The organism is Bradyrhizobium sp. IC4060, from assembly GCF_020193715.1.
Taxonomy (GTDB): domain Bacteria; phylum Pseudomonadota; class Alphaproteobacteria; order Rhizobiales; family Xanthobacteraceae; genus Bradyrhizobium; species Bradyrhizobium yuanmingense.
The window spans coordinates 216,002-233,341 of the sequence record NZ_JADYVJ010000009.1 but is presented as its reverse complement, the minus strand read 5'-3'; the positions used below and the strand labels follow the sequence as shown (position 1 = coordinate 233,341).

At 65.7% G+C, this 17,340-nt stretch carries 15 protein-coding genes and 1 other RNA gene; 9 read left to right on the top strand and 7 right to left on the bottom strand.

The genetic code is table 11. The features are described 5' to 3' along the window. Positions 1 to 54 precede the first annotated feature (54 nt). Complete coding sequence (locus tag I6F16_RS26635; RefSeq protein ID WP_225114345.1) at positions 55 to 1,122, bottom strand: acyltransferase family protein; 1,068 nt, start codon at positions 1,120 to 1,122, stop codon at positions 55 to 57. Positions 1,123 to 1,325: 203 nt separating this feature from the next. On the opposite strand from I6F16_RS26635, the gene I6F16_RS26630 reads away from it, so the two are divergent. From I6F16_RS26630 to I6F16_RS26615, 4 genes are all read left to right on the top strand, one after another. Further along, positions 1,326 to 2,642, top strand: a complete 1,317-nt coding sequence (locus I6F16_RS26630) for a UDP-glucose/GDP-mannose dehydrogenase family protein (RefSeq protein ID WP_225114344.1) — start codon at positions 1,326 to 1,328, stop codon at positions 2,640 to 2,642. Between the two features lie 118 nt (positions 2,643 to 2,760). After that, the gene (gene hrpB, locus I6F16_RS26625) at positions 2,761 to 5,235 is read left to right on the top strand and encodes an ATP-dependent helicase HrpB (protein WP_225174145.1); all 2,475 of its coding nucleotides are present in this window, start codon (positions 2,761 to 2,763) and stop codon (positions 5,233 to 5,235) included. Between the two features lie 127 nt (positions 5,236 to 5,362). After that, entirely contained in the window at positions 5,363 to 5,875 is a 513-nt protein-coding gene (locus I6F16_RS26620) for a TIGR02281 family clan AA aspartic protease (RefSeq protein ID WP_157283378.1), read from the top strand. A gap of 197 nt (positions 5,876 to 6,072) precedes the next feature. Further along, entirely contained in the window at positions 6,073 to 7,572 is a 1,500-nt protein-coding gene (locus I6F16_RS26615) for a phosphomannomutase/phosphoglucomutase (RefSeq protein WP_225114342.1), read from the top strand. 162 nt (positions 7,573 to 7,734) lie between these two features. On the opposite strand, the gene I6F16_RS26610 is transcribed toward I6F16_RS26615, so the two are convergent. From I6F16_RS26610 to I6F16_RS26595, 4 genes are all read right to left on the bottom strand, one after another. Next, the gene (locus tag I6F16_RS26610) at positions 7,735 to 8,244 is read right to left on the bottom strand and encodes an Lrp/AsnC family transcriptional regulator (RefSeq protein ID WP_025032510.1); all 510 of its coding nucleotides are present in this window, start codon (positions 8,242 to 8,244) and stop codon (positions 7,735 to 7,737) included. Between the two features lie 97 nt (positions 8,245 to 8,341). Beyond that, a complete protein-coding gene (locus tag I6F16_RS26605) occupies positions 8,342 to 9,259 on the bottom strand; it encodes a sugar kinase (RefSeq protein WP_225114341.1) in 918 nt (305 codons plus the stop codon). A gap of 12 nt (positions 9,260 to 9,271) precedes the next feature. After that, positions 9,272 to 10,216 (bottom strand): NAD(+) diphosphatase, encoded by a 945-nt coding sequence (nudC, locus tag I6F16_RS26600; RefSeq protein ID WP_225114340.1) that lies wholly within the window; start codon positions 10,214 to 10,216, stop codon positions 9,272 to 9,274. 10 nt (positions 10,217 to 10,226) lie between these two features. Further along, on the bottom strand, positions 10,227 to 10,646 hold the full coding sequence (locus I6F16_RS26595) for an HIT family protein (RefSeq protein WP_036041788.1): 420 nt from the start codon (positions 10,644 to 10,646) through the stop codon (positions 10,227 to 10,229). Positions 10,647 to 10,846: 200 nt separating this feature from the next. Between I6F16_RS26595 and ffs the strand changes: the two genes are divergently transcribed. The 5 genes from ffs to I6F16_RS26570 all read left to right on the top strand — a co-directional run bounded on the left by ffs (position 10,847) and on the right by I6F16_RS26570 (position 14,348). Beyond that, positions 10,847 to 10,943: signal recognition particle sRNA small type (gene ffs / locus I6F16_RS26590), an RNA gene on the top strand. Between the two features lie 95 nt (positions 10,944 to 11,038). Continuing rightward, on the top strand, positions 11,039 to 12,874 hold the full coding sequence (locus I6F16_RS26585) for a DNA polymerase III subunit gamma/tau (protein ID WP_225114339.1): 1,836 nt from the start codon (positions 11,039 to 11,041) through the stop codon (positions 12,872 to 12,874). Between the two features lie 26 nt (positions 12,875 to 12,900). Further along, a complete protein-coding gene (locus I6F16_RS26580; RefSeq protein ID WP_157283374.1) occupies positions 12,901 to 13,221 on the top strand; it encodes a YbaB/EbfC family nucleoid-associated protein in 321 nt (106 codons plus the stop codon). A 1-nt stretch (position 13,222) separates the two neighbouring features. Further along, positions 13,223 to 13,825: a recombination mediator RecR gene (gene recR, locus I6F16_RS26575; protein ID WP_036026497.1), complete on the top strand. Its 603-nt coding sequence runs from the start codon at positions 13,223 to 13,225 to the stop codon at positions 13,823 to 13,825. 88 nt (positions 13,826 to 13,913) lie between these two features. After that, positions 13,914 to 14,348 (top strand): hypothetical protein, encoded by a 435-nt coding sequence (locus I6F16_RS26570; RefSeq protein ID WP_036041781.1) that lies wholly within the window; start codon positions 13,914 to 13,916, stop codon positions 14,346 to 14,348. A 134-nt stretch (positions 14,349 to 14,482) separates the two neighbouring features. Here the strand turns inward: I6F16_RS26570 and I6F16_RS26565 are convergent, their stop codons facing one another. Both I6F16_RS26565 and rmuC read right to left on the bottom strand, forming a co-directional pair. Then, on the bottom strand, positions 14,483 to 15,844 hold the full coding sequence (locus tag I6F16_RS26565) for an MFS transporter (protein ID WP_225114338.1): 1,362 nt from the start codon (positions 15,842 to 15,844) through the stop codon (positions 14,483 to 14,485). Between the two features lie 193 nt (positions 15,845 to 16,037). Next, positions 16,038 to 17,237 carry a DNA recombination protein RmuC gene (gene rmuC / locus I6F16_RS26560; RefSeq protein ID WP_036026501.1) on the bottom strand — a complete coding sequence of 400 codons (1,200 nt, stop codon included), beginning with the start codon at positions 17,235 to 17,237 and terminating at the stop codon, positions 16,038 to 16,040. Between the last annotated feature and the right edge of the window lie 103 nt (positions 17,238 to 17,340).

Sequence of the window (17,340 nt, the reverse complement as noted above, 5' to 3'; positions counted from 1 at the left end):
GCCTCCGCGTACTGGGTCGCCCGGTCAAGCCGGGCGACGACACCGAGAGGGCAGCTACTCCGCTGCCTGTAACCGCACGCCCGCCTTCCTCGGCGCGATCCAGAACGCATCGGGCCGCTCGAACAGGAAGCGCGCATTGAGGCGGAGCGCGACCTGCCAGATCGCCAGCGCACCGAGCACGCCGGCGATAGTGACGAGCAGCGACACCGTGCCGATATCAGGAATGATGCCCGTGCGCAGCAGCAGCGTCCGCGTCGCCGCCATCGGCAAGAAGAAGGCGAGATAGATCACGATCGAATGCTCGCCGCAGAAGCGGAGGAAGTTGAGCCAGTGCGCCCGCGCGAGCAGCGTGCCCGCGGCGATGATGGCGCAGGCGCCGGCGAAGCCGAGCGCGAGCGAGACGATCGCCCACTCGCTGGCGCCCGCTGCGACGAGGCCGGCATTGATCAGCGCCCAGGCAGCGAGCGCTGCAAGCGCCAGCGCCGGATGCTTCCGCGCCCGGTCCGACAGGCCGAACACGTAGGGCGCGAACAAATAGCCCGAATAGAAATAGATGAAGCGTGCGCAGAACTCGTCGATGGCGGTCCAGCCGGTCGTGATGTGCGCGGTCTCCAGCGCGGCGGCGACGAGCCAGACCGCGAGCGATGGGACCTTGCGTGTCAGTTTCGTGACGACGAAGAAGACCGGCAACAGATAGATGAACCACAGCGTGCCGAACGGCTCGATGAACGATTCGAGATACAGCAGGCCGACGTGCTGCCAGCTGGTCTCGGCCGCAAAGGCCGGGGCCTTGAAGCCGAATTGGATTGTCACCCAGACGACATAAAAATAGGCGAAATGCACCACCTTGCGGTCGAGATAGGTTCGCCAGTCCCGATCGATCACCAGAGACAGGAACAAGCCCGAAATCAGAAAGAAATCCGGCATCCGGAACGGCTTTGCGAAGGCTACGAGCACGTGCATGAACCCGGTCTGCCCGGCGGCAAGCTCCACCCCCAGCACCGAATGCATCATCACCACCATGACGATGCAGATACCCTTGGCGTAGTCGACCCAGTCGATACGCGCGCCCGAAGCGGCCGTGGAGGGGCTGGCCGCCGCGATTGTGCCTGATCGTGCCATGGTGTCCCTTTTCGAGGCGCGTTCCGCCCGTGCCTGTGCGGGCCTGGGGCAGTTTGGAGCCCAGTAGTTTCCGACTTCTTTACCGGTTCAAATCGCGGGCCGGTTTTTGCATGCGGACTGTTCCATGGCCTCGGGAAAATGCTAAACCGCCCCGGATTGGGCCGAGTTGGACGTCCGTTAACCAAGCTGGAACAGGATTTTTCATGCGAATTGCGATGATCGGCACGGGCTATGTGGGATTGGTGTCCGGCGCCTGCTTTGCGGATTTCGGCCACGACGTCACCTGCGTCGACAAGGACGAGAGGAAGATCGTGGCACTCCATCGCGGCGAGATCCCGATCTACGAGCCTGGCCTCGACGAGCTGGTCGCGAACAATGTGAAAGCCAAGCGGCTCGACTTCACCACCGACCTGAAGCAGCCGGTCGCCGATGCCGATGCCGTGTTCATCGCGGTCGGCACGCCCTCGCGCCGCGGCGACGGACACGCCGACCTGTCTTACGTCTACGCCGCCGCGAAAGAGATCGCGCAGTCGCTGCAGGGCTTCACCGTGGTGGTGACGAAATCGACCGTGCCGGTCGGCACCGGCGACGAGGTCGAGCGCATCATCCGCGAAGCCAATCCGTCGGCCGATGTGGTTGTCGCCTCGAACCCCGAGTTCCTGCGCGAGGGTGCGGCGATCCGCGATTTCAAATTCCCGGATCGCATCGTGGTCGGCACCTCCGACGAGCGCGGCCGCAAGGTGATGGGCGACATCTACCGTCCGCTGTCGCTGAACCAGGCGCCGCTGATGTTCACCGCGCGCCGCACCGCCGAGATGATCAAATACGCCGCCAACGCGTTCCTGGCGACCAAGATCACCTTCATCAACGAGATCGCCGATCTGTCCGAGAAGGCCGGCGCCAACGTTCAGGAGGTCGCGCGCGGCATCGGGCTCGACAACCGCATCGGCACCAAATTCCTGCATGCCGGTCCCGGCTTCGGCGGCTCGTGCTTCCCGAAGGACACCAAGGCCCTGATCAAGATCGCGCAGGACTACGACGTCTCCCTGCGCATCGTCGAATCGGTGCTGGCGGTCAACGAGAACCGCAAGCGCGCGATGGCGCGCAAAGTGAGCCAGGCGCTCGGCGGCAATCTGCGCGGCAAGACCGTTGCGGTGCTGGGCCTCACCTTCAAGCCGGACACCGACGACATGCGCGATGCGCCGTCGATCCCGCTGGTAACGGGCCTGATCGACATGGGCGCGAAGGTGAAGGCGTTCGATCCCGTCGGCATGGAGCAGGCCAAGGGCGAATTGCCCGATATCACCTATTGCGAGAACGCCTATGCCTGCGCGCAAGGCGCCGACGCTCTCGTCATCGTCACCGAATGGGTCCAGTTCCGCGCGCTCGATCTCGACCGGTTGAAGGCGACCATGGCGCAGCCGGTCGTCGTCGACCTCCGCAACATCTACCGCCCCGAAGACATGGAAGCCGCCGGCTTTGTGTACGAGAGCGTCGGTCGTCCGCCAGTGCAGGGCTGATCGTTCCCAGCTCCACATAAATTCGTCATGGCCGGGCTTGTCCCGGCCATCCACGTCTGTTTTCTGGTCGAGGACGTGGATGCCCGGGACAAGCCCGGGCATGACGAGTGGATAGATCTTGCCCCGCAGTTTCGACACGCCCCTCCCGATCGATGCCGTGCTCGACGATTTGTCGCGTACGCTGGAGGCCAGCAACGCCGCAGTGCTGGTGGCCCCTCCCGGCGCCGGCAAGACCACGCGCGTGCCGCTGGCCTTGCTCGATGCGCCCTGGGCCAAGGACAAGAAGATCATCGTGCTGGAGCCGCGCCGCATCGCCGCGCGCGCCAGTGCCGACCGCATGGCCAAATCGCTCGGCGAGCGCGCCGGCGAAACCGTCGGCTATCGTGTCCGCTTCGGCTCGAAGATCTCGCGCGCGACGCGCATCGAGGTGGTGACCGAGGGCATCTTCACCCGCCAGATCCTCGACGATCCCGAACTAACAGGCGTTGCCGCGATCCTGTTCGACGAATTCCACGAGCGCTCGCTCGACGCCGACATGGGCCTCGCGCTGGCGCGTGATGCGCAAACCGGCTTGCGCGAGGATTTGCGCATCCTGGTGATGTCGGCGACGCTCGACGGTGCGCGGGTGGCAAGGCTGCTCGGCGATGCCCCCGTCGTCGAGAGCGAGGGCCGTGCGTTTCCGGTCGAGACACGCTATCTCGGCCGCAAGGCGGACGCGCCGATCGAGCGGCAGATGGCGGATGCGATCGCATCTGCGCTGCGCGCCGATAGCGGCTCGGTGCTGGCCTTCCTGCCAGGCGCCGCCGAGATCCGCCGCACGCAGAATTTCCTCTCCGAGCGCGTGCAGGACGCCTCCGTCGAGATCGTGCCGCTGTTCGGCGCGCTCGATGCCGCCGTGCAGGATCGCGCCATCGCGCCGGCACCCAAGGGCACGCGCAAGGTGGTGCTGGCAACCTCGATCGCGGAGACCTCGCTCACCATCGAGGGCGTGCGTATCGTCGTCGATAGCGGTCTTGCCCGCGTGCCGCGCTATGAGCCCGATATCGGCCTGACGCGGCTCGAGACCGTGCGCGCCTCGCGCGCGGCGGTGGACCAGCGCCGCGGCCGTGCCGGCCGCACCGAGCCCGGCGTCTGCTACCGGCTCTGGGACGAGCCGCAGACCACCTCGCTCGCGCCCTACACCCAGCCGGAAATCCTCAGCGCCGATCTGTCCTCGCTGGTGCTCGATCTGGCGCAATGGGGCGTCAGCGATCCCGCGGCTCTATCGTTCCTCGATCCGCCGCCGCAGCCGGCCTGGAAGGAAGCCAAGAGCCTGCTGAGCGAGCTAAACGCGCTCGACGGCGACGGCCGCATCACGGCCGAAGGCAAGAGCTTGCGTGCGCTGGCGGTGCCGCCTCGGCTGGCACGCATGATCGTGGATTCGCATCGCGCCGGCGAGGGCCAGGCCGCCGCCGAGATCGCGGCCATCATCACCGAGCGCGGCCTTGGCGGCGACAGCGTCGATCTCGAGCACCGCCGCGACCAGTTCCGCCGCGACCGCTCACCACGCGCGGCAAGCGCGCGCGATCTCGCGCACCGCTGGGCTTCGCAGGTCGCGGCGTCGGAGAAGGTGGCGCAGCAGGAGGATCGGTCGACCGGCCTGATGCTCGCCTATGCGTTCCCGGACCGCGTCGCGCGCAATCGCGGCAATGGCAGCTTCGTGCTGGCCAACGGTCGCGGCGCCTCTGTCGAGCAGACCTCCTCGCTCGCCCGTGCGCCCTACATTGCGATCGGTGAGATGACGGGGACGGCGGCGAGCGGTCGCATCTTGCTCGCCGCGCAAATCACCGAGGACGAGATCGAGCGGCATTTCGCCGAGCATATCGAGACCGCCGACGAAATCTCCTTTGATCGCGGCGCGATGGCGCTGCGGGCGCGGCGCAAGCGCGTGCTGCACGCGATCACGCTGTCCGAGGCGACGCTATCAGTATCGCCCTCGGAGGACACCGCGCGCATCTTCGCAGATGGCCTGATCGCCGCGGGCCTCGACCGGCTGCCCTGGTCGAAGGCCGCCAAGCAATGGCGTGATCGCGTGATGTTCCTGCGCAAGGCCGAGGGCGACAGCTGGCCCGACCTGTCGGAAGACGGCCTGATCGCGCGGCGCGATGATTGGCTGGTGCCGGCGCTCTACGACAAGATCGCGCTCAAGGACATCTCCGCGGGCGATCTCTCCGATGCCCTGATGGCGCTGTTACCGTGGGAGATGCGCGCACGGCTCGATCGCGAGGCGCCGACCCATTTCGAGGCGCCTACGGGGAGCGTGCTCGCGATCGACTACCAGGCCGAGCAGGGACCGACCATCGCGGTGCGGCTGCAGGAATTGTTCGGCCTCAACACCCATCCCTCGATTGCCGCCGGCAAGGTGCCGCTGGTGCTGGAATTGCTGTCGCCGGCCCAGCGTCCGGTGCAGGTGACGCGCGATCTGCCCGGCTTCTGGCGCGGCAGCTACGCCGCCGTCCGCTCCGACCTGCGCGGCCGCTACCCGCGTCACCCCTGGCCCGACGATCCCGCGAGCGCACTGCCGACAAGGCGGGCGAAGCCGCGCGGGACGTGAGAACTCGCAACCGGCATTAACCCTCCGCTCATCCTTTTCGTCAAAATGACAGGAGCCCCGGCGTGCCTGCGCTCGCCGCCGGCCTCGTCGCGTGATGAAATCGAGCTTTCGGCTCGGAAGTGGTGTGATGCGTAACATTATGATCATCGCGGCCGTCATGATCGGCCTCGGCACCTTCATGGCGCAGATGGCGGACAAGATGAGCTCGGCTTCCGCCACGTCAGTGCCGCGCACGACGGTCGCAGTCGCGGCCACAGCGCCGGCCGGCGGCCGCAGCCTGGCCATTGCCCGTGACGCCCGCGGTCATTTCCAGACCGAGGGCCGCATCGACGGCCAGCGCATCGGCTTCATGATCGATACCGGCGCCTCCGTCGTTGCGCTGAACGAGACCTCGGCCGCCCGGTTTGGTCTCCGTCCCTCGCGCGGCGACTACAACGCCACGGTCTCCACCGCCAACGGCACCATCAAGGCCGCGCGCACCCGAATCGCCATGCTCGACGTCGGCGGCCTCATCGTGCGCGACGTCGATGCCATGGTGCTGCCGGACGAGGCGCTGTCGGAAAACCTGCTCGGCCTCTCCTTCCTGTCCCGCCTGAAGCGTTTTGAGTACGCCAACGGGCAGATGGTGCTGGAGCAGTAGAGGCGCTGCCCGCGCGACCGCGCAGTCGCCAATTTCAAGTAGATGATATCCTTGCTCCGGCCGCCCTCCCGGTAACGTTTCTTCGTTACCAAACTGCCGCAATTATCGGCCATAAGCCTTCATTCCCGCCTTTCGCTGCGGTTTGGCATTCGCTAAGCCTGCAGCAACTCCCGCCCCCCTTTCACGAGACCGACTCAATGTTCCCGAAGCCGAAATCCGTATTATTGCCCAACACCTACGCCTTCGAATCCGAGCCGATGGTGAAGCCGACAGGCTTTCGCGAATACGACGCGCGCTGGTTGTTCCAGAAGGAAATCAACCTGATGGGTGTGCAGGCGCTCGGCATGGGGCTCGGCGCGCTGATCGCCGAGCTCGGCGTCAAACAGGAGATCATCACCGGCCACGATTTCCGCGGCTACTCGGCCTCGATCAAATACGCGCTGATCTCCGGCCTGATGGCGGCGGGCTGCAAGGTGCACGATATCGGTCTTGCGGTGACGCCGATGGCCTATTTCGCGCAGTTCGATCTCGACGTGCCCGCCGTTGCGATGGTTACGGCCTCCCACAACGACAATGGCTGGACCGGCGTGAAGATGGGCGCCAACCGCCCGCTGACCTTCGGCCCTGACGAGATGACGCGGCTGAAGGAGATCGTCCTGAACGCGGAATTCAAGAACAAGGCCGGGGGCTCCTACCAGTTCCACGAGAACTATCCGGCGCGCTACATCGCCGACCTCACCTCTCGTCCGAAGCTCAAGCGCAAGCTCAAGGTGGTCGCGGCCTGCGGCAACGGCACCGCCGGTGCGTTCGCGCCGCAGGTGCTGGAAGCGATCGGCTGCGAGGTGATCCCGCTCGACACCGAGCTCGACCACACCTTCCCGAAATACAATCCGAATCCGGAAGACATGGAGATGCTGCACGCGATCCGCGACGCGGTGTTGCAGCACAAGGCTGATGTCGGCCTCGGTTTCGACGGTGACGGCGACCGCTGCGGCGTGGTCGACAACACCGGTGAGGAGATCTTTGCCGACAAGGTCGGCGTGATGCTGGCGCGCGACATGTCGGCGATCCACAAGGACGCGCAGTTCATCGTCGACGTGAAGTCCACCGGCCTGTTCATCACCGATCCCGTGCTGCAGAAGCAGGGCGCAAAGACCGCCTATTGGAAGACCGGTCATTCCTACATGAAGCGCCGCACCAACGAGACCGGCGCGCTCGCGGGCTTCGAGAAGTCCGGCCACTTCTTCTTCAACAAGCCCTATGGCCGCGGCTATGACGACGGCCTGGTCTCGGCGCTCGCGATCTGCGACATGCTCGACCGCGCGCCCGGCAAGTCGATGGCCGATCTGAAGAACGCGCTGCCGAAGACCTGGTCGTCGCCGACCATGTCGCCGCATTGCGCCGACGAGACCAAATACGGCGTCATCGACAAGGTGGTGAAGCACTTCGAGGACCTGCAAGCAAAGGGTGCGAAGATCGGGGGGCAGGCGATCCGCGATCTCGTCACCGTCAACGGCGTGCGCGTCACGGTCGAGGACGGCAGCTGGGGCCTGGTGCGCGCCTCGTCCAACAAGCCCGAGCTCGTCGTCGTGGTCGAAAGCCCGGTCTCGGAGCAGCGCATGCACGACATGTTCGAGATGGTGAACAGCGTGCTGCGCACGCATCCCGAAGTCGGCGAGTACAATCAGAAGATTTGAGGAGCACCTGAGAGAGGCGATCCGTCCCTCTCGCTCCGCTGTCATGCCCCGGCTTGACCGGGGCATCCAGTACCCCGCGGCTTCTCGATTCTATCACGGGCGTCTCTGGAATACTGGATCGCCCGATTAAATCGGGCGATGACACTTTCCGTGTGGCGTAAATTAAGCCGCCACCACCGCCGGGATCGGTAGCGCCGTCACCGACTTGATCTTCTCCATCGCGAAGCGCGAGGTGACGTTCTTCAGCGGCACGGCGCTGATCAGCTTCTTGTAGAACACGTCATAGGCCTGCATGTCCGCGACCACGACGCGCAGCATGTAATCGACGTCGCCGGCCATGCGATAGAACTCCATCACCTCCGGCATCGCGCTGACGGCCTCGGCGAATCGCTTCAGCCAAGCATCCGAATGGTCGGAGCTCTCGACCGACACGAACACGGAGATGCCGAGCCCGATCTTGTTCTGGTCGACGAGCGCGACGCGCTTGATGATCACGCCGTCGGCCTCCAGGCGCTGGATGCGCTTCCAGCAGGGGGTCGAGGACAGGCCGACACGGTCGCCGATCTCGGCGACGGAAAGGGAGGCGTCTTCCTGGAGGACCATCAGGATCTTGCGGTCGATGGCGTCGAGGCGGCGGCTGGTCTCGGGAATCTGGACGGCGACATCAGTCATTTGAAGAACTTTGTTTCATTTCAGGGGCAGATTTCCCTGATATAGAGAAAATCTTTCCACGGCAAGCCCATAATCTCGGCGCGTCAGTGGAATCGCTCTAGAGCTTGCCTTGTAAAAGCTCTTCAACTTCAGCGCGTTGCGGGGCGGCCAGCCCGCCGCCATGGCGGGTGCATTTCAGCGCCGCGGCGGCTGCGGCGAATCGCATCGCTTCCCGCAACCCCTTGCCCTCGGCGAGGCCGAGCGCGAATGCGCCATGGAAGACGTCGCCGGCGCCGAGCGTATCGACCGCCTGGACCGGGAAGGCTGGTGTTTCCTCCAGCGTGCCCGCCTGGTTCAGCCAGATCGCGCCGCGCGGGCCCCTTGTGGCCGCGAGGAAGGCGGGCGTCAGCTCCGCCAGGCGCTTCAAGGCCGCGCCGTCGTCAGCGATGCCGGCCGTCTCCTGCAGCTGGGCGCTGGCGAACAGCAGATGCGAGGCGGCCGTGAGCAGGCCGTCCTGCAGCACCATCGCGCGGTCGACGCCGACGATGACGGGAATGCCGCGCCGGCGTGCCTCGGCGCAAAGCGAGGTGGCGAACGCCGCGCAGCGGCTCTCGACGAGCACCGCCTGACAATCGGCGACAAGCGCATCGGCCTCGGGCAGCCTCACGGTCCACAGCGCGGGATCGCGATAGATGGTGAGCGTCCGCTCGCCGGAGGGCTCGATCATGATCGCCGAGACCGGCGTGCTCAGGCCAGGCATGCGCACGATGTGCGTGGTCTCGATGCCCTCTTGCGCCATCTGCGCGAGAATGAAAGCGCTCGACGTCTCCCGCGCATCACCCATCGGCCCTGCGAAGGCGACGCGGCCGCCGAGCCGCGCCATCGCGATCGCGGCGTTGAGCGCGTTGCCGCCGCAGATCTCGGCGAGATGGCTGGCGTTCGCCTTGCCGCCGCGTTCGGGCAAGGCCTCGACGCGCAGGATGAGGTCGCGCACCGGCATGCCGATGCAGAGGATGCGCGGCGCGATCCCGGCCATCGTCGGCTCGGCTCAGGTGCTGCTCTTGTCGTGCACCCAGCGGCCGAGCAGATGATGGGCGATCGCGAATGGATGCGGGCCGGCAAGCCCGTCGGGATGCGTCCGCGTCAGCATCTTCGCCGCCTCCTCGCGCGTGAACCAGCGCGCGTCTTCCAGCTCCATCCGATCGACGACGATGTCCTCGTTCAGCGCCTGCGCGCTGCAGCCGATCATCAGCGACGACGGATAGGGCCAGGGCTGGGTCATGTAGTATTGCACGTCGGTGCAGCGGATCCCGGACTCCTCAAAGATCTCGCGGCGCACCGCGTCCTCGATGGTCTCGGCAGCCTCGACGAAGCCGGCGAGGCAGGAATACATCCCTGCCGGAAACTGCTTCTGGCGTCCGAGCAGGCACTTGTCGCCGGACGCCACCAGCATGATCACAACCGGATCGGTGCGCGGAAAATGCTCGGCCTTGCAACTCGGGCAGTCGCGCTTCCAGCCGCCTTCCTTCATGCTGGTGCGTACGCCGCAATTGGCGCAATAGCCGTGGCGCTGATGCCATCCCACCATCGACTTCGCCATCGCGACGGCCGAGAGCTCCTCGGGCGGGATCGCGCCCTGCATCGCCATGCCGCGCAGCTCGGTCACGGTATAATCCTCGCGGCCGACCAGCTTCTCGGCGGCGGCCTGCGACAGGCCCATGCCGAACACGGCCGCACCGTCGCGAAGCCCGAGGAACACCGTGCCGGGATTGGCGCCGCATTTCAGCGCTTCGTCGATTCCGAGCAGCGCCCGCACCTTGTCGCCCTCGCGCTTCACCAGCAGCGAGTCGCGATAGACCACGTAGGCGCGCGAGGACGGCTTCTGCTCCAGCGCGAACAGCTTTTCGTCGTCGCGGCGCAGATGCGCGGCGCGGTCGAGGACGTTGGTGACGAAGGCCGGCTGCCCGAGCGGAAACGCGTTGAATGCTGACATTATCGTTCTTTCAACCCAACCAGATCTTGCGGCGAAGCGCGCTGATGAAATTCTGAACCTCCGCGGCGTCATGCGCCAGCGGCGGCATCACGCCCCACACCGGCCGCGGCCAGGCCGCGTCACTGGTGCGGCGCGCGATGATGTGGACGTGCAGCTGCGGCACGAGGTTGCCGAGCGCGGCGATGTTGAGCTTGTCGCATTTGGTGATCTCCTTCAGCGCGCGCGAGACGCGGGAGATCTCCGTCATCAACTGCGCCTGCTGCACCTCGTCGAGATCGATGATCTCGACCGTGTCGGCGCGCCGCGGCACCAGCAGCAGCCAGGGATAATGCGCGTCCTTGATGACCAGCACCTTCGACAGCGGCAGGTCGCCGATATCGATGGTGTCCTCTTTCAGGCGGGAGTGCAGCGACCAGGCGGGTTCGGGCATGAAGGCTTCTCTGGATTGATTCTTACCGTCGCAGAGACCACGCCCCCAGACAACATGCGTGTGCGCCGTGGTCCTTATGCGCCGGACCCGGTTGGACAGGCCGAATGAGGGCGAATTCGGCGCCGGAAGTCCTCAAGCGCCGTCGGATCAGCCCCAGACCCCGCTTGCTTTCCGCTCCCTTTGGCCCCAAATAGGGACCGGGAGATTGGCGGTGGACGAGCCACTCGCCAACCGGGTCAGGTCCGGAAGGAAGCAGCCCTAACGAGGTCCGGATCGGGTCGCTCGTCAGTCTCCTACCTGTTTTTCGAGCGAACCAGCGCCGGCGGTACCAGCCGCCAGCGCGCTCCTTTCCGCAAAAGCCGGCCAAGAGACATTTCATTGCGGATCGACCGATGACCGACGCTGGCGCCCCTCCCGATCCCGACAGCGCCGGCCAGGCCGGCAATGCGCCCTACCGGGTGCTGGCGCGCAAATACCGCCCATCCTCGTTCGACGACCTGATCGGCCAGGAGGCCGTGGTCCGTACCGTCTCCAATGCGTTCGAGACCGGCCGCATTCCGCAGGCCTGGATTCTCACCGGCGTCCGCGGGGTCGGTAAGACCACCACCGCGCGCATTCTCGCCCGCGCACTCAACTACGAGATGCCGGATGGATCGGTGAAGGGGCCGACCATCCACATGCCGACGTTGGGAGTTCATTGCCAGGCGATCATGGAAAGCCGGCACATGGACGTGCTGGAGATGGACGCGGCCTCGCATACCGGCGTCGACGACGTCCGCCAGATCAATGACAGCGTGCGCTATGCCCCGGCCAGCGCCCGCTATAAGGTCTACATCATCGACGAAGTCCACATGCTGTCGACGGCGGCGTTCAACGCCTTCCTGAAGACGCTGGAGGAACCGCCCGAGCACGCCAAGTTCGTGTTCGCGACGACCGAGATCCGCAAGGTTCCGGTCACCGTGCTGTCGCGCTGCCAGCGCTTCGACCTGCGCCGCGTCGAGGCCGACGTGCTGATGAAGCACCTCGCCAGCATTGCGGCGAAGGAAGACGTCGAGATCGAGCCGGAAGCGCTCGGCATCATCGCGCGCGCCGCGGAGGGCTCGGTGCGCGATTCGCTGTCGCTGCTCGACCAGGCGATCGCGCATGCGGCGGGGCAGGTGAAGGCCGATGCCGTCAGGCAGATGCTGGGCCTTGCCGACCGCACCCGGGTCATCGACCTGTTCGAGTCGCTGGCGCGCGGCGACATCGCGTCCGCCTTCAAGGAGTTCCGCGACCAATACGATGTCGGCGCCGATCCCATCGTCGTGCTCTCGGACCTCGCCGAGTTCGTCAATTTCGTCACCCGTGTGAAGGTCATCCCGGCGACCGCCGACAACGTCGCCTATGGAGAGACCGAGCGGGTGCGCGCCAAGGAGTTCGCCTCCAAGATCTCGATGCGCGTGCTGTCGCGGATGTGGCAGATGCTGCTTAAGGGCATCGCCGAGGTGCAGGCCGCAACGCGTCCCGCAGCCGCGGCCGAAATGGTTCTGGTGCGCATCGCCTATGTCGCCGACCTGCCGACGCCCGACGAAGCGATCAGAATGCTCGAGCAGAACGGCGGCGGCTCGCCGGTCGTGAACGGCGGAAGTAGCGCGCGCAACGGCGCGCCGGCCGCGCCGGTTGCCTCCGCAGCGCCGATGTCAGCTGCGCCCGTGCGCATGCCGACAGCCTCGGCTCCAGCGTTTGGCGGTGGCGCCCGGCCGCAGATGGCGGCCCCCGCGCCGGATACGCAAGGGGCGGCGCCCCAGCTGCGCATCGCGAGCTTCACCCAGCTGGTTGCGCTCGCAGGGCAGAAGCGCGACATCATGACCAAGAGCGCGCTCGAAGGCGACATGCGCCTCGTCCGTTTCGAGGAGGGGCGGCTGGAAGTCGCGCTCGAGCCCAACGCTTCCAAGACCATGATCTCGGAACTTGCGAAGAAGTTCGAGCTGTGGACCGGCCGCCGCTGGACCGTGATCGTCTCCAACGAGCAGGGCCAGCCGACTTTGCGCTCGGTGAACCAGGCGGCTAAGCAGGAGCATGCCCGTACCGCGGAAGCCGATCCGCGCGTGCAGGAGGTGCTGTCGCGTTTCCCCGGCGCCAAGGTCGTCGAGGTCCGCAGGCTTGCTCCCGAGACGCCGGAAACCGATATTAACGCCGACTATGGCAGCGACGATCCGCCGGACGGTTCCGACGGCGACGATCTCTGAACCATTCTTTCCAAGGACACGCACCCATGGCTGATTTTCTCGGCATGATGAAACAGGCGGCGCAGCTGCAATCCAAGATGCAGGAGATGCAGGACCAGCTCGCCAACGTCGAGGTCGAAGGCATCTCCGGCGGCGGTCTCGTCGCCGTGCGCATGACCGCGAAGATGGACGTCAAGGGCATCAAGATCGATCCTTCGCTGATGAAGGCCGAGGAGCGCGAGGTGCTGGAAGACCTGCTCGTCACCGCCCTCGCTGATGCGCGCCGCAAGGCCGAGACCGCCATGCAGGAGAAGATGCAGGCCCTCACCGGCGGGCTCGGCCTGCCGCCGGGGCTGTTCGGCCAATAAAATGGGCGCTGTTGCAGGTCCCGAGATCGAGCGGCTGGTCCAGCTGCTCGCGCGGCTGCCGGGCCTCGGTCCGCGCTCGGCGCGGCGCGCGGCGCTGCATCTGATCAAGAAGCGCGAAGCGCTGATGATGCCGTTGTCGAGCGCCTTGCAGGTGGCGCTGGACAAGGTCCAGGTCTGCAAGACCTGCGGCAACATCGACACGCAAAATCCCTGCACCGTCTGCACCGATCCGAAGCGCGATCCTGCGATCATCGTCGTCGTCGCCGATGTCGCCGACCTCTGGGCGCTGGAGCGGGCCAATGCGACCCAGGGGCGCTATCATGTGCTCGGCGCGACATTGTCGCCGCTCGACGGCGTCGGCCCGCAGGACCTCACCATCGACGCGCTGGTGGCGCGCGCGCATGATTCGCAAGTGCATGAAATCATCCTAGCGCTGAATGCGACGGTGGACGGCCAGACCACGGCGCATTACATCACCGACCTGCTTCAGGACGCCAATGTGAAGGTGACGCGGCTCGCCCACGGGGTTCCCGTCGGCGGCGAGCTTGATTATCTCGATGAAGGTACGCTATCGGCTGCGATGCGGCAGCGCACCCTGTTCTAGAGCGTTTTCGAGCGAAGTGGATACCGGTTCGCGTGAAGAAAACGCGTCAAAACAGGAATCTCCATCCAGACTTTACGGAACGGACGACATGACGAAACTTTTCGCCACGCGATGGGCTTTGGTCGCGACGATGCTGATGCTGGTGACCCCGGCCATCTCCGCGCAGCAGGGCGACGCGGCGCTGCCGCCGTCCAAGCCCGGCAAGCCGATCAACACTGGCGATGTGCTCTCCGGCGAGCTCAACGCGATGAAGGTGCGCGACGTCAAGAACGGCAAGCGCGTCGCGACCTACCAGATCACGTCGGAACCGCGCCGCCTGCCGCCGCCGAACGGGCTCTGCAATCTCGAAACCGGCCCCGAGACGTTCCAGCTCGTCACCTCCAGCGAGGCGCAGGCCGCCCAGCTGAAATCCTTCGTCGGCAAGGAGATCTCCGTGAAGGTGGACGAAGTCGCCTGCGCCAGCGATCCCGGCCAGATGAGCGAGGCCGTGATCACGAAGTGGAGCCTGATCAAGAAGCAGTAGGGGTGGAGTCGTCTCCCCGATTCCGGTGTCATCGCCCGCGAAGGCGGGCGATCCAGTACGCCGCAGCTTCTCGGTCGATCACGACTGTCTCGGAGTACTGGATGCCCCGCCTTCGCGGGGCATGACAGGGGTGCCTACACCCGCACCGGCCCCAGTGCCTCGAAATGCCCGCGCTTCTGCAAGTACGCCAGCAACATCAGGCTCGGGATGGCGACGAGGACGGAGATCGCGAAGAACATCGGCCAGCCCGTCGCCTTCGCCAGATAGCCTGCGCCCGACGACAAATAGGTCCGTCCCACCGCGGCGAGCGCCGTCAGCAGCGCATATTGGGTCGCCGTGTGCAGCGGGTTCTGGCACAGCGCCGAGAGATAGGCGACGAAGATCACGGTGCCGATGGCGTTGCAGAAATTGTCGGAGGTGATCGCGAGGGTCAGCGCCCATTCGTTGACGCCGACAATCGCAAGCCACGAGAACGACAAATTGGACATCGCCTGCACGATGCCGCCGATCCACAGGCTGGTCGCGAGCGAATAGCGTCGGGCCACGAAGCCGCCGGCAAAGCCGCCGGCCAGGGTCGCGATGATGCCGACGCCCTTGACGATCACGGCATAGTCGTTCCGCGTGAAGCCGATGTCGATGACGAACGGCACGGTCATGTTGCCGGAGAACGCGTCGGTGAACTTGAACAGCACGACGAAGGCGAGCACGACCCATGCTTCCTTGCGTCGCAGGAATTCCGAGAACGCGCCCAGCGCCGCATGGAACACCCGCGTGAGCGCGCCCTCGTCCTGCGTGGCGGCCTCGGCGCGCGCGGATTGTGCGGGCTCGGTGGCGGCCAGCGCAGTCACCGTGCCGATCAGCACCAGAGCCGCCATCACCACATAGCCCCACATCCAGGCGGCCCCACGAGGGACGATCGCCTCGAAGCCGGTGACGATGAACAGGGCGCCTGCAGTCGAGACCAACATGCCGATGCGATAGGCCGCGACATAGGCGGCCATGCCGGCGGCCTGCTCGCTTTCGGGCAGGCTCTCGACGCGGAACGCGTCGACCACGATGTCCTGCGTCGAGGACATCGTCGCGACCAGCAGCGCGCCGAGTGCGACCAGCAGCGGCGAACGTGCCGGATCGGTCAGCGCCAACAGCAGAATCGCGCCGATCAGCAGCAGCTGCGCAAACACCAGCCACCCACGGCGACGTCCGAAGGCATGCGTGAAGAACGGCACATGCAGCGCATCGACCAGCGGTGCCCACAGGAATTTGAGCGTGTATGGCGTTCCAACCAGCGCAAACAGCCCGATCGTTCCAAGATCGACCCCGGCCTCGGCCATCCACACCAGCAGCGTCGAGCCCGACAGCGCCAGCGGCAGCCCCGAGGAGAAGCCGAGAAACAGCACGATCAGCACCCGCGGCTGCAGGTAAACGGCAAGGCTGTCGCGCCAGGAGGGCGAGGCGGTGGAAGTCGCGGCGGGGGAGGTCGCGTCGGGTGCGGTCATGGGGGGCGTGTTAGCAGATTCTGGGGGAAAAGACTCTCGCGGTAGCTGGTGAGACGGGAGAGCTTCCAACACGCTCGGTGTCATCGTCCGCGAAGGCGGACGATCCAGTACTCCGCGGCGTCTCGGTTCAACCACACGGGCTGCGGAATACTGGATGCCCCGCGTTCGCGGAGCACGACAGTGTGCCCTAGTCTCACTCCCCCGCCTGGAGCTTGCGCGGAAACAGCTCTGCCGCTCCCGTCGCCACCAGGCGCGGCGCCTCCGGCGCATCGCTCTTGCTGAAATCGAGTTCCTCGATGCGCCCTGCGCGCTTTTCGATCTTGTCGGCGGAGATCAGCACCTGGCGGACGTCCTCGTTCACGTCGGCAAAATGCTTTTGCAGCTTGAGCACGCGGTCGCGCAGGCGCCCCAGATCGTCGCCGAGCTTGATCACTTCGGTGCGGATCTGGTCGGCGGCGTCGCGCATGCGCGCATCTTTCATGATCTGCTGCATCACCTGGATCGCGAGCATCAGCAGCGACGGCGATACCAGCACGACGCGGGCGCGATAGGCCTTCTGGATCACGTCGTCGAAGCCGTCATGGATCTCGGCGTAGACCGATTCCGACGGCACGAACATCAGCGCCATCTCCTGGGTCTCGCCGGTGACGAGGTATTTTTCGGCGATGTCACTGACATGCTTCATCACGTCGCCGCGCAGCCGCTGCGTGGCAACGCGCCGCTCCTCGTCGGTGCGGGCGTCGTGCAGCGCCGTCATCGCCTCCAGCGGAAACTTCGCGTCGATGCAGAGCGGGCGCTGGTCGGGCAGGAACACGACGCAGTCCGGTCGTTTTCCGGTCGAGAGCGTGAACTGGAACTCGTAGGAGCCTTTGGGCAGACCGTCCTGGACGATCGCCTCCATCCGCGCCTGGCCGAAGGCGCCGCGCGACTGCTTGTTGGCGAGTACGTCGCGCAGAGTGGTCACCTGCGTGGTGAGGTCGGTGAGGTTCTTGTGCGCGTTGTCGATGATGCCGAGCCGTTCATGCAGCGCGCGCAGGCTCTCCATGGTGTTGCGGGTCGAATGTTCCATGGACTGGCCGACTCGATGCGTCACCGAATCAAGCCGCTCGTTGACCGCGCGCGCCATCTCGGCCTGGCGTCCCGCCAGCGCCTGGGTCATGGCGTCGACCCGCCCCGAGGCCTCGCTCTGGGCGTGCAGCACCTGGGCGAGCCGCTCCTCGAGCTCGTCGGCCCGGATCGCGTTCGCCATGGCGAGTTCCGCGCCACGCCGCCCCGAGCGCGCGATCACAACCGCAATCACAACCAGCAGGATGAGGACGAGCGCACCGAAGCCGATCAGCGCATCGACGATGCGCACCGGCCAGTCGCCCAGCATGACAATGATCTCGTTCATGCCGCCTTGTAGCCGATTCGCCGCGCTCTCGCGAACGAAGAGGGAACATTCTGGGTTAACCGGCCCCTAATTTTCATGGTTAATGAAAGGTGAAGTTTTATGG